General features: G+C 39.3%; 16 protein-coding genes. 8 read left to right on the top strand and 8 right to left on the bottom strand.

Features of this window, described 5'->3' with window-relative positions; all coding sequences use genetic code 11:
- Window positions 1-242 precede the first annotated feature (242 nt).
- The 5 genes from aspA to B9T23_RS06040 all read left to right on the top strand — a co-directional run bounded on the left by aspA (window position 243) and on the right by B9T23_RS06040 (window position 7,994).
- Window positions 243-1,691 carry an aspartate ammonia-lyase gene (gene aspA / locus B9T23_RS06060; RefSeq protein WP_086193426.1) on the top strand — a complete coding sequence of 483 codons (1,449 nt, stop codon included), beginning with the start codon at window positions 243-245 and terminating at the stop codon, window positions 1,689-1,691.
- A 139-nt stretch (window positions 1,692-1,830) separates the two neighbouring features.
- On the top strand, window positions 1,831-2,202 hold the full coding sequence (locus B9T23_RS06055; protein ID WP_086193425.1) for a hypothetical protein: 372 nt from the start codon (window positions 1,831-1,833) through the stop codon (window positions 2,200-2,202).
- A 135-nt stretch (window positions 2,203-2,337) separates the two neighbouring features.
- Window positions 2,338-5,796 (top strand): transcription-repair coupling factor, encoded by a 3,459-nt coding sequence (mfd, locus tag B9T23_RS06050; protein ID WP_086193424.1) that lies wholly within the window; start codon window positions 2,338-2,340, stop codon window positions 5,794-5,796.
- A 233-nt stretch (window positions 5,797-6,029) separates the two neighbouring features.
- A complete protein-coding gene (locus B9T23_RS06045; protein WP_067724645.1) occupies window positions 6,030-6,464 on the top strand; it encodes an HIT domain-containing protein in 435 nt (144 codons plus the stop codon).
- Between the two features lie 66 nt (window positions 6,465-6,530).
- Window positions 6,531-7,994 carry an adenylate/guanylate cyclase domain-containing protein gene (locus B9T23_RS06040; RefSeq protein ID WP_086193423.1) on the top strand — a complete coding sequence of 488 codons (1,464 nt, stop codon included), beginning with the start codon at window positions 6,531-6,533 and terminating at the stop codon, window positions 7,992-7,994.
- 85 nt (window positions 7,995-8,079) lie between these two features.
- On the opposite strand, the gene fdx is transcribed toward B9T23_RS06040, so the two are convergent.
- The 8 genes from fdx to B9T23_RS06000 all read right to left on the bottom strand — a co-directional run bounded on the left by fdx (window position 8,080) and on the right by B9T23_RS06000 (window position 14,241).
- Complete coding sequence (fdx, locus tag B9T23_RS06035) at window positions 8,080-8,418, bottom strand: ISC system 2Fe-2S type ferredoxin (protein WP_067724649.1); 339 nt, start codon at window positions 8,416-8,418, stop codon at window positions 8,080-8,082.
- A 13-nt stretch (window positions 8,419-8,431) separates the two neighbouring features.
- Window positions 8,432-10,294, bottom strand: coding sequence for a Fe-S protein assembly chaperone HscA (hscA, locus tag B9T23_RS06030; RefSeq protein ID WP_086193422.1), 1,863 nt, complete (start codon window positions 10,292-10,294; stop codon window positions 8,432-8,434).
- A 38-nt stretch (window positions 10,295-10,332) separates the two neighbouring features.
- Entirely contained in the window at window positions 10,333-10,848 is a 516-nt protein-coding gene (gene hscB, locus B9T23_RS06025; protein ID WP_086193421.1) for a Fe-S protein assembly co-chaperone HscB, read from the bottom strand.
- A 109-nt stretch (window positions 10,849-10,957) separates the two neighbouring features.
- Window positions 10,958-11,278, bottom strand: a complete 321-nt coding sequence (iscA, locus tag B9T23_RS06020) for an iron-sulfur cluster assembly protein IscA (RefSeq protein ID WP_067724655.1) — start codon at window positions 11,276-11,278, stop codon at window positions 10,958-10,960.
- Window positions 11,279-11,315: 37 nt separating this feature from the next.
- Window positions 11,316-11,702, bottom strand: coding sequence for a Fe-S cluster assembly scaffold IscU (iscU, locus tag B9T23_RS06015; RefSeq protein ID WP_004651785.1), 387 nt, complete (start codon window positions 11,700-11,702; stop codon window positions 11,316-11,318).
- A gap of 86 nt (window positions 11,703-11,788) precedes the next feature.
- Window positions 11,789-13,006, bottom strand: coding sequence for an IscS subfamily cysteine desulfurase (locus B9T23_RS06010; RefSeq protein ID WP_086193420.1), 1,218 nt, complete (start codon window positions 13,004-13,006; stop codon window positions 11,789-11,791).
- A 1-nt stretch (window position 13,007) separates the two neighbouring features.
- Window positions 13,008-13,481, bottom strand: a complete 474-nt coding sequence (locus tag B9T23_RS06005; RefSeq protein ID WP_067724659.1) for an Rrf2 family transcriptional regulator — start codon at window positions 13,479-13,481, stop codon at window positions 13,008-13,010.
- A gap of 112 nt (window positions 13,482-13,593) precedes the next feature.
- On the bottom strand, window positions 13,594-14,241 hold the full coding sequence (locus B9T23_RS06000; protein ID WP_086193419.1) for a hypothetical protein: 648 nt from the start codon (window positions 14,239-14,241) through the stop codon (window positions 13,594-13,596).
- 192 nt (window positions 14,242-14,433) lie between these two features.
- Here B9T23_RS06000 and B9T23_RS05995 point away from each other — a divergent pair, with 192 nt between their 5' ends.
- The 3 genes from B9T23_RS05995 to B9T23_RS05985 all read left to right on the top strand — a co-directional run bounded on the left by B9T23_RS05995 (window position 14,434) and on the right by B9T23_RS05985 (window position 17,332).
- Entirely contained in the window at window positions 14,434-14,901 is a 468-nt protein-coding gene (locus B9T23_RS05995) for a phasin family protein (RefSeq protein ID WP_086193418.1), read from the top strand.
- A gap of 158 nt (window positions 14,902-15,059) precedes the next feature.
- The gene (locus B9T23_RS05990) at window positions 15,060-15,332 is read left to right on the top strand and encodes an HU family DNA-binding protein (RefSeq protein ID WP_004651791.1); all 273 of its coding nucleotides are present in this window, start codon (window positions 15,060-15,062) and stop codon (window positions 15,330-15,332) included.
- A gap of 131 nt (window positions 15,333-15,463) precedes the next feature.
- The gene (locus B9T23_RS05985; protein ID WP_086193417.1) at window positions 15,464-17,332 is read left to right on the top strand and encodes a SurA N-terminal domain-containing protein; all 1,869 of its coding nucleotides are present in this window, start codon (window positions 15,464-15,466) and stop codon (window positions 17,330-17,332) included.
- Window positions 17,333-17,342 lie beyond the last annotated feature (10 nt).

The raw sequence follows: 17,342 nt of genomic DNA, 5'->3' as shown, positions 1-17,342 counted from the left end.
GGACAGCATACAGGCTTAGTGTGAATTGAAAATCACTCTAAAAAGATTTTTGAATTTAATTTTTTGATCAGAAAAATTGAAAGCAGAAAGGTAGTTACAAGTGCTTACAATAGCTACAAAGCTGCTGTAATTGGTTATAGAGCATTGCCAAATAAATATCTTTTTACAATATTCAAAATAGAGCAAAGGTTTAATATTTTTCAATTGCACAATTCTAGTGCATAAATGTGAGTATATTAAAAGTGTCTACGGTTCAACTCGATAATACAAGAATAGAGCGTGATTTGTTGGGAGCAAAGGAAGTTCCGGCAGCATGTTATTACGGTATTCATACCTTACGAGCTTTAGAGAATTTTCAAATCTCTAATCAGAAAGTCGGAAATCATCATCATTTTATTCGTGCTTTGGCCCAAGTCAAAAAGGCTTCAGCACAGACCAATTTAAAATTTAGCAAAATTTCTGAACAAGTCAGTCAGGTGATTCAGCGGGCGTGTAATGAATTAATCGAATCTCCAGAGAAATGGAGTCATGCTTTTCCTTTGGATGTTTATCAAGGTGGAGCAGGAACATCAATTAATATGAATACCAATGAGGTATTGGCCAATATTGCATTAGAGCATTTAGGTTTTCATAAGGGGCAATATGAACATATTCACCCCAATGATCATGTGAATAAATCCCAATCAACCAATGATGTCTATCCCACGGCTTTGCGTTTAGCGACGTATTATAGTCTGGATGATTTATTACTTCAGATTCAAAAATTAGTTGATACGCTGCATATAAAGGTTGCAGAGTTTCAGTTTGTTTTAAAAATGGGGCGTACCCAATTACAAGATGCGGTTCCGATGACCTTAGGACAAGAGTTTCGTGCTTTTGCAACTTTGTTAAAAGAAGATATACGACTGATTCAACGGACACGTGAACTTTTACTGGAAGTGAATTTGGGTGCAACAGCCATTGGTACAGGGGTTAATACACCTCAAGGCTATGCGCATGAAGCCATTCAATCTTTAAATAAAATTACCGGCCTGAATTTAATTGGTGCGGAAGACTATGTTGAAGCCACCAGCGATTGTGGTGTATTTATTATTTTATCTAGTACGCTTAAACGCCTTGCCGTTAAACTTTCAAAAATCTGTAATGACTTGCGCTTATTGAGTTCAGGTCCACGTACCGGTTTGGGTGAAATTCGCTTACCTGAATTACAAGCCGGCTCATCGATTATGCCTGCCAAAATCAATCCCGTGATTCCTGAAGTGGTTAATCAGATTGCTTATAGAGTGATTGGTAATGATTTAACCGTGACCATGGCCGCAGAAGCTGGACAATTACAGTTAAATGTGATGGAACCTGTCATAGCGATTGCAATTAATGAATCGATTGAATTGTTAACCCAAGCCATTTCGAGTTTGGATAGTAAATGTATTCAAGGCATTCAAGCCAATGAACAAGTGTGCTACGACGCTGTGATGCGAAGTGTTGGCATTGTAACTTTGCTCGATCCAATTTTGGGTCATGCCAAATGTGATGAAATTGGCAAGCAATGTATTGCTGAAAACAAAACCATTCAACAGATTGTCTTGGAACAGGAATTACTGACTCAAGAACAGTTAGATGAAATATTTGCCTTTAGCAATCTGGTTTCAGAAGTGACAGCACAACATGAGCTATTGGCACAAGTGAGTTAACTCGGTTTGTGCAAAACTTTAATTGTCACGGTGTTGAAAGGGTAGCAGTTTAAGCTGCTGCCTTTTTTATGAAAAATAGTGCTGGAGATAAAGCAGCTGAGGGTTAAAATAGTCAGGATTTTTAATAATTGTAATGCTTATGTTAAATAAACTTGCTGGACTATTTACAAGTTCAAGACTGTTTAAAAGTTCCAAGCCATCTCCTGAACAACTTTTTCTTCAAGAAAATAATATCCAATTCCATCAAGAACAGGGCTATATCGTCGATGGTATTGTGCTCAATGAATGGTCTGAACGTTTATCTTATTTCTCCAATCGAAAATTAAACAAATTTGATGATTTAAAAGAATTGTATTTCACTTCTATGATTATCAATGAAAAAATTGATCTGGAAATTGCCAGTCAACGTTTTGTAGCGCGTTTAGGCAACACTGAAGAAAATTTGTTGCAGTTGAAGCAAATCATTAAAAAGCTGAATGACTATTATCGCAATTTCTTACGCGAAAAATAATTGGAAAACAGGCTTTGAAGACATGACATCTAAAAGGATTTAGATGGAAAAATCGGTCGCATATAAAAATAACTCAACCGAGAAAAAACCCATGCTAATATACTGCTCATGTCATTTAGACCAAAAGCTATATACATGTTCCAACAAGAAATTTCCCAATTAAATCTGCAGCAATTAAAAGCAGGCGAAAAACGCTGGGTCGGTAATTTACAAGGCTCATCTGCATCTTTATTGTTCAAAGAAATTGCGACGCAAAATAAGCAGTTATTCATTGTGGTTGCCAGAAATAATCAGCATTTGGGACAGTTGGAAAGTGAATTAGAATTTTACGGGATAAAATCGACCATTTTCCCTGATTGGGAAATTCTTCCTTATGACCGATTATCTCCGCATCAGGATATCGTGTCAGAACGTCTTTCAATTTTATCGAATATGCCGCAGCAAGGCGTGTTACTTTTATCTGCCTCAACGCTAGTGCAGCGTGTCGCACCCACTTCATGGGTGTTGGGTGAACATTTCGATATCAAAGTTGGACAAAAGTTTGAATTAGAACAACAAAAACTGCGTTTGATCCAAGCCGGCTATCATTTGGTTGATACCGTTTATGATCATGGTGAGTTTGCGGTGCGCGGCAGCATTATGGATATTTACGCGTCTGGGCAAAATTCGCCTATACGCATTGATTTGTTTGATGATGAAATTGAGAGCTTAAAATTCTTTGATCCTGAAACGCAAAGAACCACTCAAAATTTACAACAGTTTTCGGTATTGCCGGCCAAAGAATTTCCACTCAAAGAAGGGCGTACGACTTTTCGTGACCGTTATGCAGAAAGTTTTCCGAGTGCTAATCCCAAGAAAAATCCAGTTTATCAAGATGTTTTAGAGGGTATTGCTTCTCCGGGGCTGGAGTTTTATTTCCCGTTATTCTTTAGCAAAGAAGCAATGGAAACACAAAGTACTTTGATGGCGTACTTACCACGGAATGGCATTGTCATTACAGATAAGCATCTAGATGAAGACTTAACCAGTTTTTGGAAAGATGTGGTTCGACGCTATGAAGACCGTCGCCATAATGTTGATCATCCCATTTTGTCGCCAGAAGAAATATTCCTGCAACCGAATCAGGTTTTGGAACAACTGAATCACTTTGCCAGAATCATTGCCTCACCAGAAGAATTTGTAGAAAAGACAGGTGTCCTTAATCTCAATACGGAATTGCCACCCCGTTTACCCGTTGATCCCAAACAAGAAAAGCCTTTTTCGGCTGTTAAAAAGTATATTGATGCTGCAAATCATCAGGTACTGTTAGTCGCTGAAAGTGCAGGTCGCCGTGAAACCTTAAAGGATGCTTTGCGTCCTACCTTGGGTGATATTCCCAGTGTTGAAAATTTTGCAGAATTTAGAAAATCATTACATGCGATAGCGATTACCAGTGCGCCACTTGATCGTGGTTTGGTGATTCCGAATCACCTTACCGTGATTTCTGAAAATCAGCTCTATGAACATCGCGTAGTGCAGCGCCGTCGTAAACGCCAGCAAGAAGTTTCAGAAGAATTCCTGATCCGGAGTTTAACCGAGCTGAGTATTGGCGCGCCTGTGGTGCATATTGATTATGGCGTGGGGCGTTATGCCGGTTTGGTCACTTTAAGTATTGATGATCAGGATCATGAATTTTTACAGCTGGATTATGCCGATGCTGCCAAAGTTTATGTTCCTGTCACCAACCTACATTTAATCAGCCGCTATAGTGGTGGCGATCCTGATTTAGCACCATTACATAAATTAGGCACTGATGCCTGGAGCAAGGCAAAACGTAAAGCCTTGGAGCAGATTCATGATGTAGCCGCTGAACTGTTGCATATTCAGGCACGTCGTCAGGCAAAACCCGGGTTTAGTTTTGAACTGGAGCAAAGTCCCTATATGCAATTTGCCAGTGGCTTTGCCTATGAAGAAACCTTAGATCAGGCCAATGCGATTGAAGCGACCTTGCATGATATGCAACTTGCAAAACCGATGGATCGACTTGTTTGTGGTGATGTTGGTTTTGGTAAGACCGAAGTCGCGATGCGTGCAGCATTTTTAGCAGTACAAAACAATAAGCAAGTCGCGGTTTTAGTGCCGACGACCTTGCTTGCACAACAGCATTATGAATCCTTTAAAGACCGTTTTGCTGACTGGCCGATTCGGATTGAAGTGCTTTCTCGTTTTGGTTCAAATAAAACCCATCTGAAAATTACCGAAGATTTAGCCAACGGTAAAGTCGATATTGTGATTGGAACACATAAAATTCTGCAGGAAAGTATCCAGTTTAAAAACCTGGGTTTGATGATTGTCGATGAAGAGCATCGCTTTGGGGTGCGAGATAAAGAACGTATCAAAGCTATGCGTGCCGATGTCGATATGCTGACCCTGACGGCAACGCCTATTCCGCGTACCTTAAATATGGCTTTTAGCGGGATGCGTGACTTATCGATTATTGCCACACCTCCAGCACGTCGTTTGGCAGTCAAAACCTTTGTGCAAGAACACACCAGTGAATCCATTAAAGAAGCCATTCTGCGTGAATTACTTCGTGGTGGGCAGGTTTACTTTTTACATAATGAAGTCGATAGTATTGAACGTGCCGCAGCCAGTATTCGCGAGTTGGTTCCGGAAGCACGGGTAGCGGTTGCACACGGTCAAATGCGCGAGCGTGAACTGGAGCAGGTGATGCAGCAGTTCTATCATAAAGAATACAATGTCTTGGTGTGTTCAACCATTATTGAAACTGGGATTGATGTTCCAAATGCCAACACCATTTTGATTGAACGTGCCGACAAACTGGGTCTTGCACAGTTACATCAATTACGCGGTCGTGTCGGACGTTCACACCATCAAGCCTATGCCTATTTGCTTGTGCCTTCAATTAAGGGCTTAAAAGGCGATGCTGAAAAACGTCTGGATGCGATTCAGCGTGCATCGAATTTAGGGGCCGGTTTTATGCTTGCAACTGAGGATTTGGAAATTCGTGGTGCAGGTGAGCTCTTAGGTGAGCAACAAAGTGGTTCTATGCACGCGATCGGTTATAGCCTGTATATGGAAATGCTTGAAAAAGCGACTAAAGCCATTCAAAAAGGCAAAACACCGAATTTCGATGCGCCATTGTCGTTAACAGCTGAAATTAACCTGCATATGCCGGCTTTGATTCCGGATGACTATTTAGGTGATGTACACCAACGTCTGATGTTCTATAAACGGATCAGTAACACCGACAGTCAAGAAAAACTCGATAATATCCGTATGGAATTGATTGACCGTTTTGGTGTGCCACCACAACCGGTGAAGCAATTATTTGCCGTGCATCAACTGCGCTTAAAAGCAGAGCAGTTGGGGATTACCAAGGTTGATATTAGTGCAAATGGCGGTCATATTGAATTTTCACCAGATACCCCGGTTCAAGCCATGAGCATTATTCAAATGATGCAAAAACATCCGACTTTTTTCCGTATGGATGGTGGTCAACGTTTAAAAATCATGGTGATGCTGGAAGATTATCAAAAAAGAATTCAGTTTATTTCCGATTTGCTGGCGAGTTTGCTAAAAGAAATTCACTGATCAGAAAGTGGGTGCATAAATAATATGCACTCACTGCTTAATCTGCTCATAATTTAAGATTTACTGAAAAGAAATACTTGAATTTTTAAGGGAATTTATTAAATTTATCTGCGCTTGAGTGTTCAATGCAAATAGTGGTTTATTTGTAATGAAACACATTGCATAGAATATTCACGTCTCATTGGATGTGATAGTATTAGCCATCATTCTAATTTTGCATAATTTATAAAGATATGTTTAGTTTGCATCCACAACTTGCTCAAGATACTTTTTTTGTAGGCGACTTTCCACTGTCAACATGTCGTTTAATGAATGATATGCAATTTCCGTGGCTCATATTAATTCCGCGTGTACCGGGTATTAGCGAATTATATGAATTAAGTCAGGCTGACCAAGAACAATTCCTCCGTGAATCTAGCTGGTTATCAAGCCAATTGGCGCGTGTATTCCGTGCAGACAAAATGAATGTTGCTGCTTTAGGAAATATGGTTCCACAATTGCATTTTCATCATGTCGTGCGTTACCAAAATGACGTCGCTTGGCCAAAACCAGTTTGGGGAACGCCAGCTGTTCCTTATACCAATGAAGTCCTTGCACATATGCGTCAAACTTTAATGCTTGCGCTACGTGGTCAAGGTGATATGCCATTTGATTGGCGTATGGACTAATTCAAAGCGATTTAAAAAGCCAAACAGGGAATGTATGGTTTGAATACTGGGACCAGGAGCGATTGAGTGCCATTAGACGACTGGATTAGAAAAGAGCCGAGACAATTTGAATATTTTCATCGTTTGATGGGATATATCATGTTGTCTTTACTCATCATCGTCTATCATTACACTTCTTCTGATACGCAATATCAGATCTATGTCCCTTTATTCTTGTTGTTTGTCTTGCTGATTACCCCAAAGTTATCGAATGGGTTGCTGTACCGTTATAATTCAAAAACAAAACGCAGTCTGTTATTTCTTATTGATGTTGTTGCCATTTCAGTTATTTTATCCGCCATTCATTTAAACCTTGTGCTGACTTTTATTTCACTTTTTGCACTTCTGTATACTGCAATCAGTAATAAAATTTCATTTCTCATGGTGTCACTGGCGAGTTTGATTGGAATCGCAATTTTCTATCTGTGTAATATCTTTATTTTTGGATTTGGCGAATATTTTGAACAAACTACAGGCGAATTAACCGTCCTGGGCTTTATTTGTCTCATCACTTATTTTGGTGTGGGAAGTTTTTACCAGCGTAGTCAAATCCAGCATATTACCGATCGTAAAGCTTATTATTATGAGCAAATGAATCGTTATATGGAGTTTGCCAACCAGCTCAGCCGTTATGCACCGGTACAATTGTGGCAATCGATCATGAAAGGTGAGTCGGAAGCCAAAATTGAATACAAACGTAAGAAAATGACCATTTTCTTTTCAGATATTCAAGGTTTTACCGAGCTCTCCGAAACCCTTATTCCCGATGACTTGGCATTCTTACTCAATGACTATTTAAGCCATATGACAGAAATTGCGAAACAGTATGAAGCGACTGTCGATAAGTTTATGGGGGATGCAATTTTAATTTTCTTTGGTGATCCCATTTCTCAAGGTGTTGAACAAGATGCAAAAACTTGTTTAGACATGGCGATTGATATGCGTCAGCAAATGAAATTATTAAGAGAGCGATGGATTAAAATGGGCTATCCCGCTTTACATATTCGTATGGGGATCAGTACCGGATATTGTCACGTTGGGAATTATGGTGCGGCTCATCGTATGGCCTATACCATTGTTGGACGTGATGCAAATTTGGCAGCGCGTTTACAAAGTGCAGCAGAAGTTGATGAAATTTTAATCTCAGATGATACCTATAATTTAATTAAAAATGATTATTTGTGTGCACCTAAAGCACCGATTAAGCTTAAAGGTATTCAAGGTCCGGTGAATACATGGCAAGTGATGGAAAAATATACTTCACGTAAATCGGATTATCAGCGTTGGTTTGATTATGAGTATAAAGGCTTCCATTTATTGCTGAATCTGGATGAAGTTCAAAACTATGAATATCCAGAGCTGATCAATGTTTTGGAAAAAATGATTAAGCGCATACAAAAACAGCAAAAAATGACCAATTCTCAAGGTGTAGTAAAATTGAATCTAGCAGATGAAGTGATAGAAGATCAGAAAGATGAACAATATCATTAATATAAACAGTATCACTAAGCATCATTGCGATTAAATGAAATATAAAAAAACCACGCTTAGCGTGGTTTTTTTAATCCTGAATCAATTAATGATTTTCAGAAGCATGGTTAATGGTGTATTTCGGAATTTCAACTTCTAAATCTTCATCCACAATTTTAACCTGGCACGAAAGACGTGAGTCCGGTTCAAGACCCCAAGCACGATCGAGTAAATCGGCTTCGACGTCATTCATTTCTTCTAGGCTGTCAAAACCTTTGCGAACCACAACATGGCAAGTGGTGCATGCACAAGACATGTCACATGCATGCTCGATCTTGATACCATTTTTCAATAAGCTTTCACAAAGATTAGCATTCTGTTCAACTTCAAACTCAGCACCGTTCGGGCAAATTTGCGCATGTGGAAGAACTTTAATACGTGGCATAATTTTTACCTATTTATTCGGGTGAGTTTGACCAGTCATCAAGTTTAGTGCCTTTTAGGGCAGCATCAATATGTTGATTCATACGCGCAGCAGCAAAAGCGTCACTGTGTATTTTAAGCTGTTCTACAGCCTGTTCAATAGCTTTGATATCAGTCGTTTTAAGTTGAGCTTCAAGTTGAGCTTTAGCTTGATTTAAAGACTCTAACTGTTCGGCAGTTAATAGCTGAGCATCCACTTTAAGTGCCTGTTCTAGCGCTTCAAGTTCACGTTGTGCTTCAACTTTGGTTTCTTGCAAATGACGAAGATTTTTATCTTCTTCAGCAAATTTAAAACCTTCAATCAATAAGCGTTCAGTATCAGAATCGGATAAACCATAAGACGGTTTAATATCAATTTGAGCATGTACGCCCGAGGTGGTCTCTTTTGCTGAAACGGTCAGTAAGCTATCTGCATCGACCTGGAAGGTTACTTCAATGCGTGCCTGGCCAGCAGTCATGGGTGGAATGCCATGTAAAACAAAACGACCTAAACTACGACAGTGCTCAACCAGATCACGTTCACCTTGTACCACATGAATCAACATCGCAGTTTGACCATCTTGATAGGTGGTAAACTCTTGGCGGCGTGCTACAGGAATAGCGGTATTGCGTGAAATAAGACGCTCAACCAAGCCACCCATGGTCTCTAAACCTAAAGAGAGTGGAGTAACATCCAGCAGCAATGAGCCATCTGTATTGTTACCAATCAACTGATCTGCAGTAATGGCTGCACCAATCGCAACCACTTCATCTGGGTTAATTGTGCATAAAGGTTCTTGATTGAACACATCGCGAACAGCTTTTTGTACTGCATATGAACGGGTTGATCCACCGACAAGAACGACATTCTGTATATCATCAAGTTCAAGTTTGGCATCACGCATCACACGTTTACATACGCTAATGGTTTTATCTAAAGCAATTTTAATGATGTCTTCAAAGGTTGCACGATCTAAAGTTAAAACTTGATCTAGAGCTTGAAGTTCAACAGATTCTAAATCTGTTAATGTTTCTTTGGCGTTACGTGCAGCAACCATCAGATGTGCATGTTCTGCATCATCCAGGGTTTCAATATTAAGCTGTTTCTTCGCCCATTTCACAATCAAGCGGTCTAAGTCGTCACCACCGAGTGCAGTATGACCACCAGTCGCTAAAACTTCGAATACACCTTGGGTAAAACGCAAAATAGAAACGTCAAAAGTACCACCGCCTAAATCATAAATTACATAGTTACGGTCAGAAGCTAAATTGCTTTCTTGATCTAGACCGTAAGCGACCGCAGCAGCAGTCGGTTCATTTAGCAAGCGCAGAATATTTAAACCGGCCAATTGTGCTGCATCACGGGTTGCTTGACGTTGAGCTTCATCAAAATAGGCTGGCACAGTAATTACCGCGCCATTAATTGGATTTTTTAAACTTGCTTCAGCACGTTCTTTCAATTGTTTTAAAATTTCAGCAGAAATTTCAACAGGGGTTTTACGACCTTGACTGGTTTCAAAAGCTGGCATTTGGTGATCTTCACCCGCCAGTGTATACGGATGCTGGAATTTAATATCCGCTTTTGAACGACCCATAAAGCGCTTAACAGAAACAATGGTGTTTTTAGGATCGCTGGTCATGAAGGCTTTTGCTTCATCACCATATTGAGTTGCCTGATCAGCATAATGCACAATCGACGGGAGTAACACGCGACCTTGTTCATCGTTAAGAACTTTGGCTTTGCCTGATAAAACCGTAGCCACTAAAGAGTGTGTTGTACCTAAATCGATACCAATAGCAATACGGTGTTCGTGGGGCGCACTTGATTGACCAGGTTCTGCAATTTGCAAGAGAGCCATTGTGTTACATCCTTTGAACGTCTAAAAGTAAAAATAAATTAAAAATCATCGTCAAGATCGAAAGAATCATCATCTAAAAAGCGATCTTCAGCTTTGTCGATATCGGCCATGACTTTTTGGAAGAAGCGTAACTTACGCACTGTATCGCGCGCTTCAGCCCAATCTTCTTCAGTATAGTCAATTTTAAATTCACGAACCAAGCTGTCAATCCATTGCTGAACTTCTTGTTTAAGTGAAATCAAATCGTCGGCAGCATGGGCTTCATCCAGCTGTTCACGAATTTCTAGCGCAGATTGTAAAAATTCAAAATCACTGATGGATTGATCTAGAAGGTGATCTTGTTTTTTTAACGAAAGCAAATATCCCGCACGACTATCAACTTGAGATAAAACTTTAAACGCCTGATTGATTTCACTTGACTTGATCAGTGCCTGATCTTTGTCTTCAGCTTTATCGGGATGATATTGTTGCTGCAATTTTAAAAATTCATTTTTTAAAGCTGCTAAATCAATATCGAGTGCTGCAGGAAGATTGAACAACTCAAAATGATTCATGGGAGATTTGATCCGCGAAAGTTCTATAAAAATAACTGCAAATATAAATGTAATTAAAACAGTGTATTGTACACTGTTTTAATTTTTAAAAGAGGATGAAGGGGATTGATTAAACAGTGAAAGATTCACCGCAACCACATTCACCTTTTTTATTCGGGTTGTTAAATTCGAAGCCTTCGTTTAAGCCATTTTTCACATAGTCCATTTCTAAACCTTCTAGATAGACACTGCTTTTAGGATCAACGAAAACCTTAACACCAAACTGTTCAAAAATTTGATCATGGGTATCAATTTCATCAACGAATTCGAGTACATATGCCAAACCAGAACAGCCTGAAGTTTTCACGCCAACGCGAATGCCTTCACCCTTACCGCGATTTTTTAAGTAATTGCTGATATGAGTTGCAGCATTTTCAGTTAAATGAATCATGAAAACTCCGTTATTCCTTATTCAAAACTTAAAGCCATTAAGCTTTAGCTTTTTTGCTGCGGTAGTCTTCAACAGCAGCTTTAATTGCATCTTCAGCAAGTACAGAACAGTGTACTTTCACTGGAGGAAGCGCGAGTTCAGTTGCAATATCAATGTTTTTGATTGCTTGTGCTTGGTCTAAAGTTTTACCTTTAAGCCATTCAGTGACAAGCGAGCTTGAAGCAATAGCAGATCCACAACCATAAGTTTTGAAACGTGCCTGTTCAATCACACCGTTGTCATCCACTTGAATCTGAAGACGCATAACGTCACCACAAGCGGGTGCACCAACCATACCTGTACCAACATTTTCAGCGTTTTTATCTAAAACACCAACATTACGGGGGTTTTCGTAATGATCAATTACTTTTTCACTATAAGCCATGATGCGTCTCCAAACCTCGGGGTCAGCCTTGATAAGATTTAATATGGGGGCATCTTACTGAAATTCTATAAGATGCCAAGAATAAATTAGTGTTCAGCCCATTCGACTGTAGACAGATCAACACCATCTTTGTACATATCCCAAAGAGGAGAAAGATCACGTAATTTCTGTACAGCAGCTTTGGTTATTTCAAGTACATGGTCGATATCTTCTTCAGTGGTATATTTACCGAAGCTGAAACGAATCGAACTGTGCGCAAGCTCATCAGACAAACCTAATGCACGAAGTACATAAGAAGGCTCAAGTGTTGCAGAAGTACATGCAGAACCAGAAGATACAGCGGCATCTTTTAATGCCATCATCAATGATTCGCCTTCAACAAAGTTGAAGCTTACATTGAGGTAGTTTGCAACATTGTATTCAGGGTGGCCATTTAAGAACACTTGTTCTAAACCTTGTAAGCCATTCCAAAGTTTGTCACGTAATACACGAATGCGTTTTTGTTCAGATTCGAGGTTTTTACCGGCAAGTTCAAATGCTTCACCCATACCCACGATTTGGTGAGTTGCAAGTGTACCAGAGCGCATACCGCGTTCATGACCGCCACCATGCATTTGAGCTTTAAGACGAACACGTGGGCTACGACGTACGAACAGTGCGCCAATACCTTTAGGACCATAAATTTTATGAGCAGAGAAACTCATTAAATCAATTTTCATGGTTGAAAGGTCAATTTCAACTTTACCTGCAGCTTGAGCAGCATCGACGTGGAAATAGGTTTTATTTGCGCGTGTGATTTCACCAATTGCAGCAACATCTGTCACGGTACCAATTTCGTTGTTCACCATCATCAGTGAAACAAGAATGGTATCTGGACGAATCGCAGCTTTAACCATTTCAGGCGTAATTAAACCTGTTTTTGGCTCTGGCTCAAGATAGGTAATTTCAAAACCTTCTTCTTCGAGTTCACGGCAAGAATCTAAAATTGCTTTATGTTCAATTTTACTTGTAATGATGTGTTTGCCTTTAGAGGCATAGAATTGTGCAATACCTTTTAGTGCAAGGTTATCTGATTCAGTCGCGCCAGATGTCCACACGATTTCACGTGGATCTGCTTTAATTAAATTGGCAACTTGTTCACGTGCATATTCTACTTTTTCTTCTGCCTGCCACCCGTAAGCATGAGAACGAGATGCAGCATTACCGAAGGTACCATCGAATGTTAAGCATTCCATCATACGTTCTGCAACTTGAGGATCTACCGGAGTGGTTGCTGCATAATCAAGATAAATCGGACGTTTCATGTCAAATACCTGTAACCGATAAAAGGGCTGAATCAAAACTTGGTGAATTTTGGCGAATTGCAACGGTTTGTACGTTGTCACGTGCTACCAGATCAGCAAGCGTAATTTTTGCTAAATAATCGGCAATGTGGTGGGAGAGTTCTTGCCATAAATCATGAGTCAAGCACATTGCACCATTTTGGCAGTTGCCTTTATGGTCACAACGCGTTGCGTCAACTGTTTCGTTTACAGCTTCAATAATTTCTAGCACAGTGATTTCTTCAGCGCGACGAGCAAGATGATAGCCACCGTTGGCACCACGTACACTAGAAACTAAGCCGTGACGCTTTAATTTCGCAAATAACTGCTCCAGATAAGCAACAGAAATAGTTTGACGAGCTGCAATTTCAGCAAGCGTGATCGTTTTTTCAGTTGGCTGCAAAGCTAAATCAAGTAGAGCAGTCACTGCGTAGCGACCGCGAGTAGTAAGACGCATGATTCGATACACATGTTAAGACTAGATGTGTCGATTTTAAGAATCCTGACTAAAATAGTCAAGTTTTTTATGAGGCTTTAAATTGTTTTGTTTTATAAGAAAAATCGTATATTTATCCAAGCCATAAATTATACACTAATAACGCAATCAAAAGCACGGTGGTTACAATAAACACGATATTCATTCTTTTTTGCTTTTGTTGAATGCGACGAATACGATTTTGGTATTGCTTCACTTCAACTTCCAGGCTATTTATTTTTGAGCGTTGCAAGTCAATTTTTTCTAAAAGCGGGGCAATACGTTTTTTAGAGGCAATAATATCTTGCTCATCAGTCGGTTCAGTTAACCACTGTTTCCAGTCTGATAAAACTTTTGGAAAGCTAAAAAGTAAAGCTAAATCGCGAAATTCATCTTTTAGTGTCAGGTCGCCATCGATACGCATTTTTTTGATACTGCGACGATTGGCAAACACAAAGACTTTAATTAAATCCATAAGAGTGGTGCGGATATCCAGATCAACCGCTTGCTCTGGTGCTTTGCTGTCAAATAAAACACCATGTTCAGTAAATTGAACGTAAAAATCAAAATAAGGCAAATAGCTATTAATTTTAATCGCAACTTTTTGATCTATAAATTTTTTAGCCTGTAAACCAATGACGCGATCATGCTTCAAAATGAGTGTAAAAATTGTTTCAAGAACAATCATAGCCATTGTGAGCAACAAATGCGGTTGATTTTGACTTTGCTGCGATTCACTCATAAAACTTAATCCTTACCTGAAATAGAGCATCCTAGCTCGTAAAATATGCTTCAGGACTTTAAACCAAATACATAATAATCTTGCTTTGTAGAACAGTTTAGCAAATCTATCAAGTATTTAATTTGCTATTATCAGTGTATTTTATGAATAAATATGTTTGGTAGTACATAAAACCATCAGGAGAAAGCATCAATGGATAAGCAGATAAAAGATCAGGACGATGCACAGAAGACAGCGGAAAATACTGATAAAAAAAAGAATAAATCGCGTGACGGGCGAAAATCAGGGCTAGATTTCCGAAAATATACCCAACAAATCTGGCTTGCCGGTTTAGGTGCTTTTTCACGTGCAGAAGAAGAGGGAAATAAGTTATTTGATTCTTTAGTTAAAGTGGGGGAAGAACTGGAATCTAAAACCACGGAAATCGCTGACCAAACCGTGGAAAAGGTGTCAGAGAAAGCCAGAGAGTCAGTGACAGATACCAAAGATAAAGTTGAGAAACTAATCGACCATAGTGTGAACCATTCTTTAAACCGAATTGGTTTGGTCACGGTAAAAGATATTCAGCATTTAGAAAGTCTCATATTACAACTACATAGCAAGGTTGATTTTTTGCTTGAAGAAAATAAGCTTTTAAAAGATCAAATTGTAAAAAAATGAAACAATTTTGCTTTTTCTGCATTTTTCAACAATTTTTTTCGCATTTATTTTGCAGAAATCGATATCCAGAGTATTGCGTTTTGCCCTGAACCATTGCTATAAAGGTGTTATGGAATCCTTAGACCTTAAATAAACGATATTAAGAGGACGTAATCTTCATGAATAAATCAGAATTAATCGATGCAATTGCAGAGAAAGGGGGATTGTCTAAGACTGATGCAGGTAAAGCTTTAGATGCGACAATTGCTTCAATTACTGAAGCACTTAAATCTGGTGATACTGTAACACTTGTTGGTTTTGGTACATTCAACGTAAAAGAACGTGCAGCACGTACTGGTCGTAATCCACAGACTGGTGCAGCTTTAGAAATTAAAGCAAGCAAAGTTCCTAGCTTTAAAGCTGGTAAAGGTTTAAAAGATTCTGTTGCTTAATCTTTTTTAAAGCCAATAAACGCGCCGCTTAGGCGCGTTTTTTTATTAATATGCCGATTTCCGGTTTGAACTCATTCATTCATTGTGGGTTTTCGGGTAAAATCCCTCACAAATAAAATATTGGAATACTTATGGAATCTTTTCGTAAAGTTATTAAGGGTTGGTTGGGCAAAGCACTGCTCATTTTGTTTTTGACCCCTTTAGCGCTTGTAGGTATTGAAGGATATTTTAGTGGCGGGAAGTCAGAAGACACAGCAAAATTAGTCAATGGCCAAGAAATTTCTAAAAAAGAACTAGAAACACTGACAAAATCATTTAAAGAACAGTATTTAGCTTATGCCAATGGTGATGAAACTTTATTGAATCAATCTTTTATTCAAAATAAAGCGATGGATACTCTGGTTGCACGTACATTGTTATTGCAGCAAGCTGAAAATCTGGGTATTTCATTAAGTGATGCACAGATTGAGCAAATGGTTGCACAACAACCTAACTTTCAAGAAAACGGTAAATTTTCTGAAAGCTTGTATGCAAACTATTTGCGTTCAGTGGGGATGACCAGTCAAGCTTTAATTACGAATTTGCGTCAAGACCATGCCTTAAAAATGTTGACTTCAACATTTATGGATTATGCTTTGGTCAGCAAACTGGATATTGAACAGATTGCAAACTTGCAAACTGAACAACGTACCTTGCATCTTGCAAGCATTAAACTTGATGACTACAAGAAAAATGTAAAAGTAACGGCTCAAGACATCGCTGCTTATTACAACAAGCATCAAAATGCCTTTAAGCAGGTTGCAAGTGTGGATGTGGATTATGTTGTGTTGACACCAGCGAATGTTGCACCAGCGAATACGCAAGTGACAGAAGCAGAATTGCAGCAAGCCTATGCAGCATTTGTAGAGGCGCAAAAGAAAGATGCTAAACCATTAGTGAAGCATATTTTAATTGCAGCAGATACTCGTTCAGATGCAGAAGCGAAGAAATTAGCCAATGATGTGGCTGCGAAAATTAAAGCAGGCATGACGTTTTCTCAAGCTGCTGCGCAATATTCAGATGATACCGAATCTAAAGCTAAAGGCGGTGTAGTAGACGCATATGTTAAAGGTGTATTTGGTGATGCATTTGACCAAGCTGTGGATTCTTTAAAATCAGCGCAAGTCTCCGCTCCGATTAAAACCCAATATGGTTATCATTTAATTGAAACAGAAGCGGCTGCCGTGAAGCTTCCATCATTTGAAACTGAAAAACCACGTTTGCTGGCTGAATTGCAAAAGAACAAATCTGCAAATGCTTTTTCAGATACAGTAAATGCGCTGAATGAAATGGTCATCGGAAGTGATGCACTTGATGTCGTTGCACAAGAAGTTAAAGGTGTAAGCGTTCAATCGGTCAAGAGCATGACTTTAGCGACTCAACATCCTGTACTTAGCGATGCGAATGTAAAAGTTAAGCTGTTTAATGATGATGTGAAAAATGGTGATCGTAATGCGTCAAGCAGTATCCAGTTAGCAAATGGTGATACAGTTTGGGTGAAAGTGCGTAATTACCATGCTGCCGGTGTGCAAACTTTGGCAGAGGCAACGCCTCGTGTAAAAGCTAAACTGATTGAGCAAAAAGCAATTGATGCTGCCAAAGCGAAAATTCAAACTGCATTAAATAGCTTTAAATCACAACCTGCTGCAACTGTTTTGGCGCAAAGCAACATCGCATTTGAAAGTGCAGGTGTATTTACGCGTTCACAAGGTTTGAAGCGTGAGATTGAACGTGCAGCATTTAGTGTTCCAGCACCGAAAGCAGGCATGTGGTCAGTAACAACAGCTTCATTGCCAAATGAGTTGGTTGTTGTAGCAGTGTCGAATGTAAATAAGACTACAGCTAATGCTTTAACTGATGAGCAGTTGAATGAATTGTCTAAGTTGTACCAACAGCTACGTGGTCAACAAGAATTGGATGATTACACTCAATATCTTAAGTCACATGCGAAAATCAAATAATTCTCGATGA

The sequence above is a fragment of the Acinetobacter terrae genome (genome assembly GCF_002135195.1).
GTDB lineage: Bacteria > Pseudomonadota > Gammaproteobacteria > Pseudomonadales > Moraxellaceae > Acinetobacter > Acinetobacter terrae.
Note: the sequence above shows the minus strand (reverse complement) of the source record. Positions and strands in the feature narration are given on the sequence as shown.

Bases quoted from the DNA above. Each gene is read 5' to 3' on its own strand.
- B9T23_RS06055 (WP_086193425.1), top strand. From the start codon at position 1,831: ATGTTAAATAAACTTGCTGGACTATTTACAAGTTCAAGACTGTTTAAA.
- mfd (WP_086193424.1), top strand. From the start codon at position 2,338: ATGTTCCAACAAGAAATTTCCCAATTAAATCTGCAGCAATTAAAAGCA.
- B9T23_RS06045 (WP_067724645.1), top strand. From the start codon at position 6,030: ATGTTTAGTTTGCATCCACAACTTGCTCAAGATACTTTTTTTGTAGGC.
- fdx (WP_067724649.1), bottom strand. From the start codon at position 8,418: ATGCCACGTATTAAAGTTCTTCCACATGCGCAAATTTGCCCGAACGGT.
- hscA (WP_086193422.1), bottom strand. From the start codon at position 10,294: ATGGCTCTCTTGCAAATTGCAGAACCTGGTCAATCAAGTGCGCCCCAC.
- hscB (WP_086193421.1), bottom strand. From the start codon at position 10,848: ATGAATCATTTTGAGTTGTTCAATCTTCCTGCAGCACTCGATATTGAT.
- iscA (WP_067724655.1), bottom strand. From the start codon at position 11,278: ATGATTCATTTAACTGAAAATGCTGCAACTCATATCAGCAATTACTTA.
- iscU (WP_004651785.1), bottom strand. From the start codon at position 11,702: ATGGCTTATAGTGAAAAAGTAATTGATCATTACGAAAACCCCCGTAAT.
- B9T23_RS06010 (WP_086193420.1), bottom strand. From the start codon at position 13,006: ATGAAACGTCCGATTTATCTTGATTATGCAGCAACCACTCCGGTAGAT.
- B9T23_RS06005 (WP_067724659.1), bottom strand. From the start codon at position 13,481: ATGCGTCTTACTACTCGCGGTCGCTACGCAGTGACTGCTCTACTTGAT.
- B9T23_RS06000 (WP_086193419.1), bottom strand. From the start codon at position 14,241: ATGAGTGAATCGCAGCAAAGTCAAAATCAACCGCATTTGTTGCTCACA.
- B9T23_RS05995 (WP_086193418.1), top strand. From the start codon at position 14,434: ATGGATAAGCAGATAAAAGATCAGGACGATGCACAGAAGACAGCGGAA.
- B9T23_RS05990 (WP_004651791.1), top strand. From the start codon at position 15,060: ATGAATAAATCAGAATTAATCGATGCAATTGCAGAGAAAGGGGGATTG.
- B9T23_RS05985 (WP_086193417.1), top strand. From the start codon at position 15,464: ATGGAATCTTTTCGTAAAGTTATTAAGGGTTGGTTGGGCAAAGCACTG.